General features: G+C 70.5%; 14 protein-coding genes and 1 pseudogene. 10 read left to right on the forward strand and 5 right to left on the reverse strand.

Going from position 1 to position 17259, the window contains the following annotated elements:
• Positions 1-37: 37 nt before the first annotated feature.
• Positions 38-1219: a cation:proton antiporter gene (locus KUF83_RS34855; RefSeq protein WP_217459036.1), complete on the forward strand. Its 1182-nt coding sequence runs from the start codon at positions 38-40 to the stop codon at positions 1217-1219.
• Between the two features lie 52 nt (positions 1220-1271).
• Here the strand turns inward: KUF83_RS34855 and KUF83_RS34860 are convergent, their stop codons facing one another.
• Complete coding sequence (locus KUF83_RS34860) at positions 1272-2453, reverse strand: PP2C family protein-serine/threonine phosphatase (RefSeq protein ID WP_217459037.1); 1182 nt, start codon at positions 2451-2453, stop codon at positions 1272-1274.
• A gap of 186 nt (positions 2454-2639) precedes the next feature.
• On the opposite strand from KUF83_RS34860, the gene KUF83_RS34865 reads away from it, so the two are divergent.
• Entirely contained in the window at positions 2640-3875 is a 1236-nt protein-coding gene (locus KUF83_RS34865; protein ID WP_217459038.1) for a GNAT family N-acetyltransferase, read from the forward strand.
• Between the two features lie 28 nt (positions 3876-3903).
• Here KUF83_RS34865 and KUF83_RS34870 read toward each other — a convergent pair whose 3' ends face one another.
• Positions 3904-4713 carry an Fpg/Nei family DNA glycosylase gene (locus tag KUF83_RS34870; RefSeq protein WP_217459039.1) on the reverse strand — a complete coding sequence of 270 codons (810 nt, stop codon included), beginning with the start codon at positions 4711-4713 and terminating at the stop codon, positions 3904-3906.
• Between the two features lie 197 nt (positions 4714-4910).
• On the reverse strand, positions 4911-5396 hold the full coding sequence (locus tag KUF83_RS34875; protein ID WP_217459040.1) for a ribose-5-phosphate isomerase: 486 nt from the start codon (positions 5394-5396) through the stop codon (positions 4911-4913).
• Positions 5397-5704: 308 nt separating this feature from the next.
• Here KUF83_RS34875 and KUF83_RS34880 point away from each other — a divergent pair, with 308 nt between their 5' ends.
• A complete protein-coding gene (locus KUF83_RS34880) occupies positions 5705-7177 on the forward strand; it encodes an amino acid permease (RefSeq protein WP_217459041.1) in 1473 nt (490 codons plus the stop codon).
• A 159-nt stretch (positions 7178-7336) separates the two neighbouring features.
• On the opposite strand, the gene KUF83_RS34885 is transcribed toward KUF83_RS34880, so the two are convergent.
• The gene (locus KUF83_RS34885) at positions 7337-9640 is read right to left on the reverse strand and encodes a serine/threonine protein kinase (RefSeq protein ID WP_254644805.1); all 2304 of its coding nucleotides are present in this window, start codon (positions 9638-9640) and stop codon (positions 7337-7339) included.
• A gap of 241 nt (positions 9641-9881) precedes the next feature.
• Between KUF83_RS34885 and KUF83_RS34890 the strand changes: the two genes are divergently transcribed.
• The gene (locus tag KUF83_RS34890; RefSeq protein ID WP_217459043.1) at positions 9882-10667 is read left to right on the forward strand and encodes a hypothetical protein; all 786 of its coding nucleotides are present in this window, start codon (positions 9882-9884) and stop codon (positions 10665-10667) included.
• A 190-nt stretch (positions 10668-10857) separates the two neighbouring features.
• Positions 10858-10944, forward strand: a pseudogene (locus tag KUF83_RS43115) (hypothetical protein); the annotation flags it as partial.
• Here KUF83_RS43115 and KUF83_RS34895 read toward each other — a convergent pair.
• Entirely contained in the window at positions 10928-11509 is a 582-nt protein-coding gene (locus KUF83_RS34895) for a biotin transporter BioY (protein ID WP_217459044.1), read from the reverse strand. The pseudogene KUF83_RS43115 and the gene KUF83_RS34895 overlap by 17 nt on opposite strands.
• A gap of 762 nt (positions 11510-12271) precedes the next feature.
• On the opposite strand from KUF83_RS34895, the gene KUF83_RS34900 reads away from it, so the two are divergent.
• The 5 genes from KUF83_RS34900 to KUF83_RS34920 are packed head-to-tail and all read left to right on the forward strand — an operon-like array spanning position 12272 to position 17152.
• Complete coding sequence (locus KUF83_RS34900; protein ID WP_217459045.1) at positions 12272-13339, forward strand: ABC transporter substrate-binding protein; 1068 nt, start codon at positions 12272-12274, stop codon at positions 13337-13339.
• Positions 13336-14187, forward strand: coding sequence for an ABC transporter permease (locus KUF83_RS34905; protein ID WP_217459046.1), 852 nt, complete (start codon positions 13336-13338; stop codon positions 14185-14187). Before KUF83_RS34900 ends, KUF83_RS34905 begins: the two co-directional genes overlap by 4 nt.
• Positions 14163-14897, forward strand: coding sequence for an ABC transporter ATP-binding protein (locus KUF83_RS34910; RefSeq protein ID WP_217459047.1), 735 nt, complete (start codon positions 14163-14165; stop codon positions 14895-14897). Before KUF83_RS34905 ends, KUF83_RS34910 begins: the two co-directional genes overlap by 25 nt.
• Positions 14894-16237: an LLM class flavin-dependent oxidoreductase gene (locus KUF83_RS34915; protein WP_217459048.1), complete on the forward strand. Its 1344-nt coding sequence runs from the start codon at positions 14894-14896 to the stop codon at positions 16235-16237. The genes KUF83_RS34910 and KUF83_RS34915 overlap by 4 nt, the downstream gene beginning before the upstream one ends.
• A gap of 21 nt (positions 16238-16258) precedes the next feature.
• Complete coding sequence (locus KUF83_RS34920) at positions 16259-17152, forward strand: TauD/TfdA family dioxygenase (RefSeq protein WP_217459049.1); 894 nt, start codon at positions 16259-16261, stop codon at positions 17150-17152.
• Positions 17153-17259 lie beyond the last annotated feature (107 nt).

Below are 17259 nucleotides of genomic sequence, written 5' to 3' on the forward strand. Positions count from 1 at the left end.
GAACGGGCCCATCGGACACGCAGAGCTCCTGATCGCCATGGGCGGCGCCTTTCTGGCCGCCGCCGTTCTCGCCCGCGCGGGCGCCCGTATCGGGCTCCCCACCATTCCCCTCTTCATCCTGGCCGGGATCCTGCTCGGTCCGCACACGCCCGGCATCGTGCTCGTCTCGAACCCGCACGACATGGAGATGCTCTCCGCGCTGGGCCTGGTGCTGCTGCTCTTCTACCTCGGCCTCGAATTCCACATGGACGACCTCAAGGCGGGTGGCCGCCGGATGGCGCTCGCCGGGGGGACCTACCTCGCGCTGAACGTCGGCGCGGGCCTGGGTTTCGGATTCGCCCTCGGCTGGGGCACGTCCGAGGCGCTGGTGCTCGCCGGGGTGCTCGGCATCTCCTCGTCGGCGATCGTCACGAAGGTGCTGGTGGACACGGGGCGGCTGGGCAATCCCGAGACGAAGCCGATCCTCGGCATCATCGTGGTCGAGGACATCTTCCTCGCCCTCTACCTGGCGGCCCTCCAGCCGATCCTGTCCGGCGCCGACTCCCTGGGCGCGGCGGTCCTGGACGGCGGCAAGGCCTTCGCCTTCCTCCTGCTGCTGGCGCTCGCCGCCCGCTTCGGTACGCGGATCGTGGGACGCCTGTTCGCCACCAAGGACGACGAGCTGCTGGTCATCTCCTTCCTCGGTGCGGCCGTGTTCATGGCGGGAGTCTCGGAGTGGTTCGGAGTGGCGGACGCCATCGGGGCGTTCATGGTCGGCCTGATGCTCGGCAGCACGACCTCCGGCGAGCGCATACGCAAGCTGGTCCACCCGCTGCGGGACGCCTTCGGCGCGATGTTCTTCTTCGCCTTCGGACTCTCCATCGACCCGGGCGACCTTCCGACGGTCCTGTGGCCGGTCCTCGCGGCGGTGGCGCTGACGCTGGTCATGAACGTGCTGGCGGGACTGGGCGCGGCCCGCATCTACGGCTTCGGGCCCGGCCCGGCCGCCAACATCTCGACCACGCTTCTCGCCCGCGGGGAGTTCGCTCTCATCCTCGCCACGATGGCCGCGGTGGCGGGGCTCGACCCCCGGCTTTCGCCCTTCATCGCGGGGTACGTGCTGGTGCTGGCCGTTCTCGGTCCACTGGCCGCGGGGCGGTCGGAGTGGCTGGCCAGGGTGCTGCCCGGCGGCAAGGACCGTGCGGAGACCGAGGTACGGGAGACGGCGCGGGTCGGCTGACGCGGACACCGGAGGGGCCCATGGCGGCCCCGCCGGTGTTCGCAGGTGACGGTCAGAGCGTGGCGGGACCCGTCGTCGCGCCCTCGCGGCAGATCAGCAGGAGGGCCCGGTCGTCGTTCACGTCCTTGGCGACCGCCTCGATCAGGTGCCAGGCGGCGCCGTGGAACCCGCCGGCCACATACCGGTCGGCCTCCCCGGTCAGCTTGTCGATGCCCTCGACGATGTCCCGGTCGGACGTCTCCACCAGCCCGTCCGTGAAGAGCATCAGGACGTCCCCGGGACGCAGCGATCCCTTCACCGGGTCGAACTGCGCGCCGTCGTACACGCCCAGGAGGGGCCCCTCCGCGGCCTTCTCCTCCCAGCGTCCGTTTCCCGCGCTGAGCTGAAGCCCCGGCGGGTGTCCCGCGTTGAAGAGTTCGTAGTCCCCCGAGTCCAGGTCCAGCACGAGATGGATCGACGTGGCGAACCCCTCGTCCCAGTCCTGCCGCAGCAGGTAGCCGTTCGCCGCGGGCAGGAAGGCGTGCGGCGGCAGGGAACCCAGCAGCCCGCCGAACGCGCCGGACAGGAGCAGCGCCCGCGATCCGGCGTCCATCCCCTTGCCGGAGACGTCCGTCAGGACCGCCTCCAGAGTGCGCCCGCCGTTCGTACGGGCCGCGACCACGAAGTCACCGGAGAACGACTGGCCCCCGGCCGGCCGCAGCGCCATCTCCCGATGCCATCCCGCGGGGAGCTTCGGCAGTTTGCTCTGCACCCGAATCCGCTCGCGGAGGTCGAACAGCATCGTGCCGCCCCGCCGCCACGGCACCCCGACCCGGCTGCGGAACTGGGCGATCAGCAGCCCGAACAACCCGCACGCGGCCACGACCAGCACGATGCCCGGCGTCACCCGGGAGGGCCCCTCGGTGTAGGGGCCGAGTTTCACGGACTCCACGATCAACGCGGTCGCGGCCGCGGCGTACAGCCCGAGCAGGCTCGACGGCCTCAGCAGCAGCCCGCCCGCGACAATCGGCAGGACGAGCATCGCCGGCGAGCACCAGACGGAGTTCATGAGTGTGACGCAGGCGATCACGGGAATGGTCAGCAGGAGACCCGCGAGCGCGACCCAGTCCGAACCGTCGCCCCGGAAGTAGTCGACGGCGGATCTGCGCAGCCCGGTGCGGACCCGGTGTACCTGCTTCTTCAACCGGGCCGTGAACGTATCGGCTTCCGCGCGCCGCTCTCGTCCTGCTGCCATTAGTTCGGGACCCTATCCATCGGACCAGGTGCTTGGCACGGGAGGTCCCACTTGTCCCCCGTCCGGGGACGGAAGTCACAGGGAACACCGGCCCTCGCAGAGCGTACGGCCGGATCGGGACCTGGCAACGCCCGGCCGGGAGAAATGCAGTCGCTCAGCCCGGATTGCCCTGGTAGGCATGGGGACATGACGACAGACTTGCGCGGGCTGCGCCCGGACGACTGGGACGAGTGGTACGGGAAGCTGGAGCTCGCGTTCGGCGGGGTCGCGGAATCCCCCGAGGAGCGGGCGCTGTGGAGCGACCTCACGGAGCACGACCGTTTCATCGGCGCCTGGGACGGTGACGAGTGCGTGGGCACGGCCGGCGCGTTCACCTTCCGGGTCACGGTCCCGGGCGGTGCCTCCGTGCAGGCCGCGGGCGTCACGATGGTGAGCGTCTCCTCGACGCACCGCAGGCGCGGTGTGCTCACCTCGATGATGCGGCGCCAGCTGGACGACGTACGGTCCTGGGGCGAGCCGCTCGCCGTGCTCACGGCGAGCGAGCCGGTCATCTACGGCCGCTTCGGCTACGGCATCGCGACCCATCAGCTGCGCGCCGAGATCGACACGTCCCGGGTACGGCTGTCGGTCCCGGACGGCACGGACGACGTACAGCTGCGGCGCGCGGACCCGCACGACGCGGCCGTACGCGACGCGTGCGAGGCGGTGTACGCGCGGCATGCGGCGGCCCGGCCCGGGATGCTGGAGCGGCGGCCGGGCTGGGAGCGGCTGCCGCTGCTCGACCCGGAGAGCGACCGCAAGGGCGGGTCGCCGCTGCAGTGCGTACTCGCCCGGCGGGACGGTGAAGTCATCGGCTATGTGCGGTACTTCATCAAGCCGGACTGGGACGCGGCCGGGCCGAGGGGCACGGTCGAGCTGCGCGACCTGGAGGCGCTCGACCCGGCGGCGTACGCGGCGCTGTGGCGGCACCTCTTCGACATCGACCTGACGTCGACGGTGAAGACGTACAACAGGCCCGTGGACGACGCCTGGCAGCATCTCGTCTCCGACCCCAGGCGGTGCGGGACGGCGCAGCGGGACTCGCTCCATGTGCGGCTCGTCGACGTGGGCGCGGCGCTGGAGGCCCGGACGTACCAGACGCCCGTGGACGTGGTGTTCGAGGTCGAGGACACCTTCTGCCCCTGGAACGAGGGGCGTTGGCGGCTCACGGGCGACGCGAAGGGCGCGTCCTGCGCACGGACCGCCGACGCGGCCGATCTCAGCCTGTCCGTACGGGAGTTGGGGGCGGCCTATCTCGGTGGCGTGTCCCTCGCCTCGCTGGCCGCGGCGGGGCGGGTGCGGGAGTTGCGCCAGGGCGCCCTCGCGGAGGCCTCGCTCGGCTTCTCCTCCGTCGTGGCGCCCTGGCTGCCGCACGGTTTCTGACCGGTGCCGGGCCCGGGCCCGGACCGTGTCAGGTCCGCTGGCAGGCGGGGCACCAGAAGAGGTTGCGGGCGGCGAGACCGGCGGTGCGGATCTCGCCGCCACAGATGTGGCAGGGCAGCTGGGCCCTGCGGTACACGTAGACCTCGCCGCCGTGGTCGTCCTTGCGCGGTGGGCGGCCCATCGCGTCCGGTTCGTGCTCCGGACGGACCGTGTCGATGCGGTTGTTGCGGACTCCCTGGCGCATGAGCGCCACCAGGTCCGTCCACATCGCGTCCCACTCGGTCCGCGTGATGTCCCTGCCCGGCCGGTAGGGGTCAATGCCGTGGCGGAAGAGGACCTCCGCGCGGTAGACGTTGCCCACTCCCGCGATGACCTTCTGGTCCATCAGGAGGGCGGCGATCGTCGTGCGGCTGCGGGCGACGCGGGCGTACACGTCGCCCGGTTCCGCGTCCTCGCGCAGGGGGTCCGGCCCCAGGCGGTCGTGTATCGCCTGCTTCTCCGAGTCCGTGATCAGGGTGCAGGTGGTGGGCCCGCGGAGATCGACGTACGCGGTGTCGTTGCGGAGCCTGAGGCGGACCGTGTCGGTGGGCGGGGGCGCGGGGGTGCCGCCGAAGTTCACCTTGCCGAAGAGGCCGAGGTGGATGTGGATCCAGTCGTCCGTCTCGAAGCGGAGGAAGAGGTGCTTCCCGTGGGCTTCCGCCAGGGTGAGGGACGTGGCGTCCAGGAGGGCCGCGGCGTCCGCGAACTTGCCCTGCGGGCTGGTGACGTGCGCCCGGCGCCCGCCGAAGGCGGCCAGGTAGTCCTCGGCCAGCCGGTGGATGGTGTGCCCCTCGGGCACGGCGACCTCCTGGGCCGGTCGGTGAGGGCGTCCCTGCTGGGGGCTGCGCCCCGGACCCCCGCTGCCGGCCTGAACGGCCTCGCCCCGGAGCGCCGGACAGGCTGGGAGTCAGCCTGTCCGGCGTTCCAGGAGCAGGGGTTCGAGGGCAGGCCCCGAAAGGGAGGGAAGGGTGGGGACGGCGGGGGCTGAGGAGGTCCCTAGCCCTGCGGGTGGTGCGGCGGGATCGCCGGCAGTTCGCCCGTCGTCTCGTACGCCGACAGCATGTCGATCCGGCGGATGTGGCGCTCGTCACCGGAGAACGGCGTGCCGAGGAAGATCTCGACGAACTTCGTCGCCTCTTCCTCGGAGTGCATCCGCGCACCGACGGCGACGACGTTGGCGTCGTTGTGCGTTCGCCCGAGACCGGCGGTCTCCTCGCTCCACGCGAGGGCGGCACGCACCCCCGCGACCTTGTTCGCGGCGATCTGCTCGCCGTTCCCGGACCCGCCGATCACGATGCCCAGGGCCCCGGGGTCGGCCGCCGTCCGCTCCGCGGCACGCAGGCAGAAGGGCGGGTAGTCGTCCTGGGCGTCGTAGATGAGGGGCCCGCAGTCGACGGGCTCGTGCCCGGCGGACTTGAGCCACTCGACGAGGTGGTTCTTGAGTTCGAAACCGGCATGGTCGGAGCCGAGGTACACGCGCATGGTCCGAGTGTGACACGGCTGTTTCGGATCGGCCCCGCCGGGGCAGGCGCAGGAAACGCGACGGGGCACCTGCTGGAAAAGTGTGAGTAATACCGCAGAACCTCAAGGAAACCTCAAGTAACAATCCGGATTCAAAGGTTCAAGAATCCATTCACCTGGGATTCACTGGACCGGCTCGTGGGCCTCGTGTGCACCACCCGTACGCCGCTCGTACGGATGTCCCGTGGTGAACCCCCGAGGTCCGCGGTGATCGAGAGCCCCCACGCAGTCCCCTCCCCCACAGTCCCCGGCGCAAAGGAACACCGTCCATGACCTCGCAGCCGACCCTGACGAAGGCCGGAAACGGCCCCGAAGGACCCGAACCCGGAGGACCCGACGCCGGCCTGCAGGCCGGGCTCAAGAACCGTCACCTGTCGATGATCGCCATCGGCGGCGTCATCGGCGCCGGCCTGTTCGTCGGCTCCAGCTCGGGCATCGCCACCGCGGGTCCCGGCATCCTCCTGTCGTACGCCCTCGTCGGCACGATGGTCGTCCTCGTGATGCGGATGCTGGGCGAGATGTCCGCCGCCAATCCGACCTCGGGTTCTTTCTCCGCTCACGCCGACCGCGCGCTCGGCCGCTGGGCGGGCTTCTCGATCGGCTGGCTGTACTGGTTCTTCTGGGTCGTCGTCCTCGCCATCGAGGCGACCGCGGGCGCGGTGATCCTGGAGAGCTGGGTCCCCGCCGTACCGCAGTGGGGCTGGGCGCTCATCGTCATGATCGTGCTGACCGCGACGAACCTGGTCTCCGTCGGCTCGTACGGCGAGTTCGAGTTCTGGTTCGCCGGGATCAAGGTCGTCGCCATCGGCGCGTTCATCGTCATCGGCGGGCTCGCGGTCTTCGGCGTACTGCCGGGTGTGGACAGCGACAGCGCCGGGCTCGGCAACCTCACGGACCACGGCGGCTTCCTGCCGAACGGGCCCGGAGCGATCCTCACCGGCATCCTGCTCGTCGTCTTCTCCTTCATGGGCAGTGAGATCGCCACCCTCGCGGCGGGCGAGTCGGAGAACCCCCAGCGTGCGGTCACCAAGTCCACCAACAGCATCATCTGGCGGATCGGCGTCTTCTACCTCGGCTCGATCTTCGTCGTCGTCACCCTGCTGCCCTGGGACTCCGAGGCCATCCAGAAGGACGGTTCGTACGTCGCCGCCCTGAACTCGCTCGGCATCCCGAACGCCGGCGAGATCATGAAGTTCATCGTGCTGACGTCCGTCCTGTCCTGCCTCAACTCGGGCCTCTACACGGCCTCCCGCATGGCGTTCTCGCTCGGACAGCGCGGTGACGCGCCGAAGGCCTTCTCGCGCACCACCGGCCGCGGTGTCCCGATGCCGGCGATCCTCGCGTCGGTCGCCTTCGGTTTCGTCGCGGTGTTCTTCAACTACGAGTTCCCCGACTCGGTCTTCCTCTTCCTGGTCAACTCCTCCGGTGCGGTCGCCCTGTTCGTCTGGCTCGTCATCTGTCTCTCGCAGCTGCGGATGCGGAAGATCATCGAGCGCGAGACGCCGGAGAAGCTGGTCGTGCGGATGTGGCTGTACCCGTACCTGACGTACGCGACGATCGCGCTGATCGTCTTCGTACTCGGCTACATGCTCACCGACACCGAGCACGACGGCCGCAAGACGGTCCTGCTGTCGCTCCTCGTGGCGGCCGTGGTGGTGGGCATCGCCCTGGTCCTGGAGAAGGTGCGCCGCGGCAAGGCCGAACTCCCCGAGCAGCGGGAAGCACCGGACGCCAAGCTCTGAGGCTCCGGCAGCTCCGGGAACCACGGCGTCACGCGCCCGGCTGCTTCCCTTCGCCGGGCTCATTCACCACCTGACCACCGTTTCGTACGACGCCTTCGCGGGCCTTTCCGCGGAGGCGTCGTCGTATGCGGTCACCCGGGTGCGGCCGGCCCGGGACGGTCACATGGGCGTGAAGCCGTCCTTGACCTTCTCGTAGACGGGGAGAGCCCTGTCCTCGATGTCCGGGCGGTACCAGGTGGTGATCTCGTAGGACTTGCCGCCGGTGTCGAACCCGAGCAGGCGGGCGTGCCAAGGCAGTCCCTTCGCCGTGACCGTGTACTCCCAGACGACCGCGGGCGCCCCGCGGAACGTGGTCTCCTCCAGACGGATCCGCTGGTAGTCCAGGCCCTTGCTGGTGGTCTTCTCCGTCTTCTCCCACTGGTCCATCAGATTGCCGCGTGCCGGGGCCGCGTTCGCCAGGATCTCCTGCATCCGGTCCGGTGACGTGTAGTGGACCTCGGCGCCGCTCTGCACGACGCGTTCCCATCCCTCGGGCGGAACCCAGGCGTACATACCGGCCTCGGTGCGGGAGCCCGCCGGGCGTGCGGTGCCCGCGACGGTGGGGTCCGGGCTGGGCGGGCCGCCCTCGTCGGAGGAGGAACCGGAGGGGGAGGGGGACGAAGTCGGGGAGGGGGCTGCGGAGGAGGACGGGGAAGCCTTGTCCTTGTCGTCGGGCGATCCGCCGAGTCCCGGCAGGACCACGGCGGCGACGACTCCGGCGACGAGCACTCCCACGGCGGCCACGAGGGCCTTGCCGGATCGGGTGCCGCTCCCCGCGCCCCGTGATCCGGACGGCACGGCGGGGCCTGGCAGTTCGCCCGGCCGCATGGGGACGACAGCGGCCCGGGGCCTGGTGGGGAGAGCGGAGTTCACTTCGGCCTGCGGGTCCGGTGACCGCTGGGCCTGCGGGTCCGGCGACCTCTCGGCCTGCGGGTCCGGCGACTTCGGGTTTGGCGACGTCGGGGGTTCCGCTTCCGTCTGTCCCTGTGGTCCTGTCGGTCCCTTCGACCCCGGTGGCTCCGATGGCTCCGATGGCTCCGGTGGTTCAGGCCGTTCCAAGCGGACCCCGGACGCGTGGAAGGCGTGCCCGGGCGCCGCGCCCGCCGAGGGGATTTCGGGGGTGCCTTCGGGCGGCGCTTCGGAGGACGCGTTCTCGACGTCGGGGTGGGTGAACCCCGAGTGGTCGGTGGAGCCGGTGGGGTCAGCGGGACCGGTGGTGACGTCCGGGCCCGCACATGCCTCGGGAGTTGCCGGAGTTGCCCGAAGCGGTACGGCGTCCTCCACCGGTTCCGCGGAGCCGTGGGTGCCCTCGTGCGTCGTCGGCGGGGTGACGAGAGGCGGCTCCAGGACGGGGAGGCGCCGGAACGGGGTCGTCGGGTGCTCGACCGGCGGTGGCCCGGGGGCGTCGGGCTCCGGCTCCGCCGCTGTCACCGGGTCCGGTGCCGCTTCTGGCTCCGGCGGTCCGGCGCCCGGACCGGTGCCGGTGTCCGGCACGCCGGGGCCCGGGTCGTCGGGAACCAGGTCGTCGGGAACCGGCGCCTCCGTCACCGTCACCGTCGCTGTCCGTGCCGGTGCCGATGACGGTGCCGGTGCCGGTGCCGGTGCCGGTGCCGGTGACGGTGACGGTTCGGTGGTCTCCTCCCTGGGAACAGCCGGTGCCGCCGTCCCCGTGCTGCCGTCCGCCACCGGGCCGAGGGCCTCGGCCAGTTCCTCCAGTCCGGGCCGACCCGCCGGGTCCTTCTGGAGCAGACTCGTGAGGAGGTCCCGCAACTCCCCCGCCGCCGCCGGGATCTCGGGCTCCTCGTACAGCACGGCGTGCAGGGTCGCGAAGGTCGTAGCACGGGAGAAGGGGGAGCGGCCGCCCAGTGCCGCGCAGAGGGTGGCGCCAAGGGACCAGAGGTCGGAGGGCGGGCCCTGCGGGCGGCCGGAGACCCGCTCGGGGGCCATGTAGTCGGGGGAGCCGACCAGCATGCCCGCCATCGTCAGGGCCTCCGCGTTCTGGATGGCGGCGATGCCGAAGTCGGTGAGCACGACCCGGCCGGCGCGCCGCTCGACGAGTACGTTGCCCGGCTTGATGTCCCGGTGCAGGACGCCGCCCGCGTGCACCTGCCCGAGCGCCGCCACCAGTTCCAGACCGATCCGAGCCGTGTCACGCACGGTCAGCGGGCCGTCCTCCGCGACAACCCGTTCGAGGGAACGGCCGTCGACCAGCTCCATCACGATCCACAGGCGCTCGCCCTCGTCCACCACGTCGTACACGCGCACCACGTTGGGATGGTCTATGCGGGCGGTGGCCCGGGCCTCGCGCAGGGTCCGTTCGCGGCGGGTCCTGGCGTCCTCCTGGTCCATGCCGTCGATGCGCATTTCCTTGACGGCGACCTGCCGGTCGAGCACTTCGTCGACGGCACGCCACACTCGCCCCATTCCTCCCTGGCCAATGCTCTCGGCCAGCCGGTATCGCCCCGTCACCAGCAATCCCGGAATACCACCCCTCGTTATTTCCGGCACCCCCATGTCCCCCCTTCAACACCCGCCACAGAAGAACCGCATAGAAGCAGAACGGTCACAACTTTGTGCCGCACCAGCATAGTGCGGAGAAATCTTGTGGTACCTCTTCAAGTGCTGCGAATTCAGGCGCAGCCCGGGGGATACAAGGGGGACGAACATGAGTTCTCGTCGCATGAAGATCGCCACAGGATCGCTGCTCACCGCATCTTTCTCGGCGGTGATGATCCTTTCCCACTCCGCAGTGGCGGAGGACCAGGGACCGATGAGCGGCAAGGGGGGAAAGGCCGTTGACGAGGCGCCCGCGGGCGTCAAGCTGACGACACTGCTGCCCGAGAAGATCACCGTCGACAACAGTTCGAAGGAAACAGCGATTACGGCCACCGTGAAGAACGGGGGAACGAAGGAAAGCGGCAAAATCCGGCTGCTCGTGGTCGGTTTTGACGGCCTCTCGGTCAAGGGCGTCAAGGGGTGTTCGGAAATCCCCGAGAAGGACCTCCCCGAGGGATCGAACAGCGGTTTCGCCTGCGCCATCGACAATCTGGCGGCCGGCAAGTCGAAGTCGTACGCCGTGGACGCGACGTTCGATCTGAAGAAGGAGGGCAAGATCTGCCTGCCCGTCCAGGACGCCGACGGCAAGAAGACGTTCTGGCAGCAGGGCCCGGTCCCGTTCGGCGCGAACAACCCCTCGCCGAACGCCCCGGCGACGCCTCTCCTGCTCGGCACCGACAACAGCCCGGTCACGCCGGGCGGTGACAAGGCCGACGACAAGGCCGACGACAAGGCCAAGGACAACGCCGGCGGCAAGGGCGAGGACAAGGAACTGCCCAAGACCGGTCCGGCCGACCGGGTCCTGCCGCTCGGTGCGGTCGGCGCAGCGCTCATCTCCGCGGGTGCGATGGGCATGTGGTGGACGCAGCGGCGGCCCGTGCGGAACGAGTCGTAACGGCTCGCACCGCGGCCACGCGCGTACACGATCCGCGTACACGAACCGCGTACACGAACCGCGTGCGCGCCCGTCGTCCCGACGACGCCTCCACGGCCTCACCGTGGGGGCGTTGTCGTGGAGGCGGTGTCGTGGGAGGCGCGGCGCGGGCGGACGTACGACGGAGGGCCGCTGAGACCCGCGGACGCACAAGAGGCTCGCCGGACTGAAGTCGGTGTACGACCCGGCGAACCTCTTCCGCAGGAACTACGACGCAGCCGTCAGCTCTCGCGCTTGACGAACTTCCAGGCGGCGGGGAGGACACCCATCGCCAGGGCGGCCTTGAGGGCGTCGCCGACGAGGAACGGGGTGAGGCCCGCCGCCACGGCCTGGGCCGCCGTCAGGTCGGCCGCGAAGGCCAGGTACGGGACGCCGATCGCGTAGATGATCGCCTCGCCCAGCAGCATCGCGCCCGCCATGCGCACGACCGAGCGGTCGGCGCCGCGGCGGGCGAGGGCGCCCACGACGGTCGCGGCGAGCAGCATGCCGAGGATGTAGCCGAAGGACGCGGTGACGCCGGAGCTGCCTTCGGCGAACCACGGCAGTCCCGCGAGGCCGAGCAGCGCGTACAGGGCGAGGGAGGCCAGGCCGCGGCCGGCGCCGAGCGCGGTGCCCACGAGCAGGGCGGCGAAGGTCTGGCCGGTCACCGGCACCGGGGATCCCGGTACGGGCACCGCGAGCTGGGCGGCGAGGCCCACGAGCGCGGCGCCGCCCGCCACGAGGGCGACGTCCCTGACGCGGGAGGCGGGGAGGAGGTCGGCGAGGACCTGGCGCGGGTGGGCGGGGGCGACGGCGGTGGCCATGGGTGCTCCGGACAGGGGTGAAGGTGGCGGGGACACCTGACGCTATCCCAGAGGTTTCCGGCCGATCACCGTCAGCGGTCGACAAAGGCGGGAACCGGGAGTTGGTGCACCTTCGACAAAGAGTGCCGCGTACACCCGCGCGGGCGTGATGCTGGTCACTGAGGTGGAGTGGCTCTTCCTACCCGGTCCACCGCGAGCCGAGTGCGGGTCGACTGTGAGGTCCCGCCAAAGGGAATTCGCGAGGGCGAAACAATTCAGCCCTGGCCGGACACGCCCCCGCCCTCTACGCTTCAAGCCATGGTTGCCCAGGCTGAGAACTTCGCGTCGCGTCGCTATGTCGACCTGCGACGCCAAGGCACCGCCATCTGTCGTCGCCGCTGAGGCGAGCGGAGCGAATCCGGCTCGCCCGGCCGAGACGGACGTCCGACACGGACGTCGGACACGGACGTCAGACGTCGGACGTCGTGCCGACCGGTTTCCCCGATGCGGTCCTGGCCGTCGGGGGGGGGCTCGGTGGCCCGGACCTGCTGTCCGGGATCCGTTGGGCGCGTCGCCGGGCAGGCTCCGGGTCTGTTGCTGACGCGTTGACGCACTGACGTCCGTCGGCGTCCCTCTCTGTCATCTCCTGCCACGCCCCGCGCGTGTGCCTTCTCCTGCGCGTTTCTCACCTTCCCGGCTCCGCCCTGCCGGGTTCTTCGCGCACCTTCCTGCCCTCCGTGGCACGGCCTCGTGCACCACCTCATGAATTCAGGGAGCCCTCCCATGTCATCTCTGTCCGCGTCCGGAATCGACCGGCGGCTCTTCCTCTCCTCCGTGCTCGGCGCCGCCGCCACGGCCGGGCTCAGCGGCTGCGCGGGCAGCAGCGCCGCCGACACCGGGGCCGGCGGGTCGACGTCCGCCCCGCTGGCGGCCAAGGTCCCGTCGGGTACGAGCCTCAAGATCTCCTCGTTCCAGGGCGTCCAGCAGCTGCAGCTCAAGCTCGCGGGCCTGTCCGACCTGCCGTTCAAGGTCTCCTCCTGGGCGAACATCGGCGCCGGGCCCGACGTCATCAACGCCTTCCGCTCCAAGTCCCTGGACGTCGCCAACAACGCGGGCATCCCGCCCATCCAGGCGCACTACCAGGGCTTCGACGCGAAGATCGTCGCGATCAACGTCACCCGCAAGCCCAACTACCTCTTCGCCACCAAACCCGGCAGCGACATCCGCACCGTCCAGGACTTCAAGGGCAGGAAGCTGGCCTTCTCGCAGGGCCAGGCCCAGGGTGTCGTGCTGCTGCGGGCCCTCAAGCAGGCCGGACTGAAGTACGACGACGTGCAGTTGGTGCCGTTGACCAGCAACCAGTTCCTCACCGCGCTCCAGGCGGGCCAGGTGGACATCGCCCCGCTCGCCAACCAGCAGTCACCGGCCTACCTCAAGCAGTACGGGTCCAGGGGCGCCCGCACCATCCCCACCGACGTCGTGGACCTGCTCAACCTGCTGTGGGCGCCCGTCTCCGTGCTGGCCGACAAGGCCAAGGCGGCCGCGGTCGCCGCGTACATCCCGCGCTGGGCCAAGGGCCAGGTGTGGGCGTACGAGCATCCCGACGACTGGAACGAGGAGTTCTACGTCAAGACGCAGAACCTGACGCTCGCCCAGGCCGAGTCGATCACCGAGCTCGCCAACAAGCCGCTGTTCCCGCCGAGCTGGGACGAGGCCGTGAAGTGGGAGCAGGAGACCGCGGACCTGCTGGCCGACGGCGGCTTCGTGAAGGCGTTCAAGGTCGACTCGCTCTTCGACCGGCGCTTCGAGGGCATCGCGGCGAAGGCCGTCACGGCGGAGTACCGGAGGTGAGCGCCGTGACCACGAGCACCACGACCGCGCCCGTCGTCACCGACGCAGTGGCCGTGCCGAAGGCGCGCCGCCGCCGCGCTCTCTCCCCCGGCAAGCCCCTGCCCGCCGCCCGGCTCATCGGCCCGGTCCTCCTCCTCGCCCTGTGGGCGGGGGCCTCGGCCGCCGGTCAGCTGGATCCGGGCGCGATCCCGGCGCCCTGGACGGTGCTGGAAACCGGCGTCCAACTGTGGACCGACGGCACGCTGCTGGGCGACATCCTGACCTCGCTGCAGCGGGCCGGTGCCGGGTTCGCGATCGGTCTGACCGCCGGGGTGGTGCTCGCGCTGGCCTCCGGGCTCACCCGGACCGGGGAGGCGCTGATCGACGGGACGGTGAACCTCAACAGGGCGATCCCCACCCTCGGTCTGATCCCGCTGTTCATCCTCTGGCTGGGCATCGGCGAGACCTTCAAGATCGCGATCATCGCCATCGTCGTCTACATCCCGATCTATCTGAACCTGCACTCCGCGCTGTCCGGCATCGACCACCGGTACGTCGAACTCGCCGAGGTCCAGGGGCTGTCCAAGTGGGCCTTCGTCCGGCAGGTCGTCATACCCGGCGCCCTGCCCGGCTTCTTCGTCGGCCTGCGGCTCGGGGTGACCGGCTCCTGGCTCGGCCTGGTCGTGCTGGAGCAGATAAACGCCACCAGCGGGCTCGGTTACATGATGTTCCAGGCCCAGAACTACGGCCAGACGGACGTCATCCTCGTCGGCCTGGTCGTCTACGGCATCTTCGGACTCGCCTCCGACAGCACGGTCCGCCTCATCGAACGGAGGGTGCTGTCATGGCGACGCACGCTGAGCAGCTGACCCGGCCCACGGTCCAACTCCGGGGTCTCACCAGGTCGTTCGACGACCGGACGGTCCTCGACGGCATCGATCTGGACCTCCCGCCCGGCCAGTTCACGGCCCTGCTCGGACACAGCGGGTCCGGCAAGAGCACCCTGTTGCGGGCCATCGCCGGCCTCGACCACGAGGTGACCGGAAGTGGCCGGCTCACCGCTCCCGAACGGGTGTCCGTGGTGTTCCAGGACTCCCGCCTGCTGCCCTGGCGCCGGGTCCTGGACAACGTGCTGCTGGGTCTCGACGGCGAGGACGCCGACCGCAGGGGCCGTGAGGCTCTCGACGAGGTGGGACTGAAGGGACGCGAGCGGGCCTGGCCCAACGAGCTGTCCGGCGGCGAGGCCCAGCGCGCCGCACTGGCCCGCTCCCTCGTCCGCGAGCCCGAACTCCTGCTGGCCGACGAGCCGTTCGGCGCACTGGACGCACTCACCCGCATCAAGATGCACGCCCTGCTGCGCGAGCTGTGGAAGCGCCACCGGCCGTCCGTCCTGCTCGTCACCCACGACGTGGACGAGGCGATCGTGCTCGCCGACCGCGTGCTCGTGCTCGACCGGGGCCGCGTCGGCCTCGACCTGACCATCGACCGCCCGCACCCGCGCTCGTACCGCGACCCGCTGCTGGGCGAATACCGGGAGCGGCTGCTGTCCGCGCTCGGCGTGACGGAGGACCACCAGTGACATCGAGACAGCTCCACCTGAACGCGTTCCTGATGAACACCGGCCACCACGAGGCGTCGTGGCGGCTCCCGGAGAGCGACCCGTACGCCCACGTGGAGCTCGGCCACTACGTCCACCTGGCCCGGATCGCCGAACGCGGCACCTTCGACTCGCTCTTCCTCGCCGACGGACCGCAGCTGTGGGGCAACATCGCCCAACGGCCGGCCGGCACCCTGGAGCCCCTCACCCTGCTCACCGCGCTGGCGACGGCAACCGAGCACATCGGCCTGATCGCCACCGCCTCCACCTCGTACAACTCGCCCTACAACCTGGCCCGCAGGTTCGCCTCCCTGGACATCGTCAGCGGTGGCCGGGCCGGCTGGAACATCGTCACCACGGCGGGCGCCGAGGCCGCCCGCAACTTCGGGCTCGACGCGGAGCCCGCGCACGCCGAGCGGTACGCCCGTGCCGCCGAGTTCCTCGACGTGGCGCTCAAGCTGTGGGACAGCTGGGAGGACGACGCGATCGTCGCCGACAAGGCGGCCGGTGTCTGGGGCGACGACACGAAGATCCATCCGCCCCGGCACAGTGGGAAGTACTTCAGCGTCGAGGGCGCCCTCAACGTCCCGCGCAGTCCGCAGGGTTACCCGCTGCTGGTCCAGGCCGGCTCCTCCGAGGACGGCAAGGCGTTCGCGGCCCGGTACGCGGAGGCGGTGTTCACCGCCCAGCAGACCCTGAAGGACGCCCAGGACTTCTACACCGACCTCAAGTCCCGTACGGCGGCGGTCGGCCGGGACCCCGACCACATCAAGGTGCTGCCCGGCATCGTCCCGGTGATCGGCTCGACGGAGGCGGAGGCGCGGGCACTCGAACAGGTCCTGGAGGACCACATCGTGTACACGCACGGTGTGGGCCGCCTGGAGAGCCTGCTTCAACTGCCTGCGGGGACACTGGAGTTGGATGCCCGGCTTCCCGCCGACCTGCCGCCGGAAAGCTCCATCGAGGGTGCCAAGAGCCGCTACACGCTCGTCGTGGAACTGGCCCGGCGCGAACGCCTCACCGTGCGGCAGCTGATCGGCCGGCTCGGTGGCGGACGCGGGCACCTGACCTTCGCCGGGACGCCCGAGCAGGTCGCCGACGCCATCGAGGAGTGGTTCACGCTCGGCGCCGCCGACGGATTCAACATCATGCCCGCGGTCCTGCCGTCCGGCCTCGACGCCTTCGTCGACCACGTCGTCCCGATCCTGCGCACCCGAGGACTGCTCCGCGAGGAGTACGGCCCGCGCCGGACCCTGCGCGAACGGTACGGGCTCCCGCGCCCCGCCAACCAGCACGTCTCCCCGGCACTCGCCCGAGTCTGAGCCCGACCCGAAAGGAACCCCATGTCCGACCTCGAGATCCACAAGGTCACCGCACGGATCGGCGCCCGGATATCCGGCGTCGACATCGCCGAGCCGCTCGACGAGGAGACGGTCACCGCCCTGCGGGCCGCCCTCAACGACCACAAGGCACTGGTCTTCGACAACGTCGGTTTGGACGACGAGGGCCAGCAGGCCTTCGCCCGGCACTTCGGCGACCTCACCACCGCCCACCCGACCGTGCCCGCCGTGGACGGCGCCCCGAACGTGCTGCCCGTCGACAGCGAGCGCGGCCGGGCCGCCAACAACTGGCACACCGACGTCACGTTCGTCCTCAACCCCCCGCAGGCCAGCACCCTGCGCAGCATCACGGTCCCGCCGTACGGCGGCGAGACACTGATCGCCAGCTCCGCCGCCGCCTACCGCAATCTGCCCGAGCCCCTCCGCCGGCTCGCGGACACCCTGTGGGCCGAGCACACCAACGACTACGACTACGCGGTGCCCGAGGAGGAGATCGACGAGGCACAGGCCGCCCAGCGCGCCCAGTTCACCTCCATCAAGTACCGCACCGCCCACCCCGTGGTCCGGGTCCACCCGCTGACCGGCGAGCGTGGGCTGTTCATCGGCGGCTTCGCCCAGCGGATCGTCGGCCTGTCCGTGAACGAGTCCCGCAAGGTCCTCGATCTGCTCCAGGCCTACGTCACCCGGCCCGAGAACGTCCTGCGTCACCGCTGGTCGCCGAACCAGCTCGTGCTGTTCGACAACCGGATCACCCAGCACTACGCCATCGACAACTACGACGGCCTGCCGCGCCGCCTGAACCGGGTGACGGTCGCCGGTGACGTGCCGGTCGGCATCGAAGGGAAGGAGAGCTACTCGATCTCGGGCGACGCCTCGCACTACACCCCGGTGGCGTAGCCGGGCTCTCACCCTGGGTACCGGGTGTGTCCACATGATGGACGGCCTCTTCGTGCGAACGGAGGGGCCGCCCAGACTGTGGGCGTTTTTGCCCAGTCGCACGTAAG

The sequence above is a fragment of the Streptomyces sp. BV286 genome, assembly GCF_019090165.1.
Taxonomy (GTDB): domain Bacteria; phylum Actinomycetota; class Actinomycetes; order Streptomycetales; family Streptomycetaceae; genus Streptomyces.

What these genes read in the sequence shown, in the direction of transcription:
- KUF83_RS34855 (WP_217459036.1), top strand. Translation starts at nt 38, where the DNA reads ATGGGCGGCGCCTTTCTGGCCGCCGCCGTTCTCGCCCGCGCGGGCGCC.
- KUF83_RS34860 (WP_217459037.1), bottom strand. Translation starts at nt 2,453, where the DNA reads ATGGCAGCAGGACGAGAGCGGCGCGCGGAAGCCGATACGTTCACGGCC.
- KUF83_RS34865 (WP_217459038.1), top strand. Translation starts at nt 2,640, where the DNA reads ATGACGACAGACTTGCGCGGGCTGCGCCCGGACGACTGGGACGAGTGG.
- KUF83_RS34875 (WP_217459040.1), bottom strand. Translation starts at nt 5,396, where the DNA reads ATGCGCGTGTACCTCGGCTCCGACCATGCCGGTTTCGAACTCAAGAAC.
- KUF83_RS34880 (WP_217459041.1), top strand. Translation starts at nt 5,705, where the DNA reads ATGACCTCGCAGCCGACCCTGACGAAGGCCGGAAACGGCCCCGAAGGA.
- KUF83_RS34885 (WP_254644805.1), bottom strand. Translation starts at nt 9,640, where the DNA reads ATGGGGCGAGTGTGGCGTGCCGTCGACGAAGTGCTCGACCGGCAGGTC.
- KUF83_RS34890 (WP_217459043.1), top strand. Translation starts at nt 9,882, where the DNA reads ATGAGTTCTCGTCGCATGAAGATCGCCACAGGATCGCTGCTCACCGCA.
- KUF83_RS34895 (WP_217459044.1), bottom strand. Translation starts at nt 11,509, where the DNA reads ATGGCCACCGCCGTCGCCCCCGCCCACCCGCGCCAGGTCCTCGCCGAC.
- KUF83_RS34900 (WP_217459045.1), top strand. Translation starts at nt 12,272, where the DNA reads ATGTCATCTCTGTCCGCGTCCGGAATCGACCGGCGGCTCTTCCTCTCC.
- KUF83_RS34910 (WP_217459047.1), top strand. Translation starts at nt 14,163, where the DNA reads ATGGCGACGCACGCTGAGCAGCTGACCCGGCCCACGGTCCAACTCCGG.
- KUF83_RS34920 (WP_217459049.1), top strand. Translation starts at nt 16,259, where the DNA reads ATGTCCGACCTCGAGATCCACAAGGTCACCGCACGGATCGGCGCCCGG.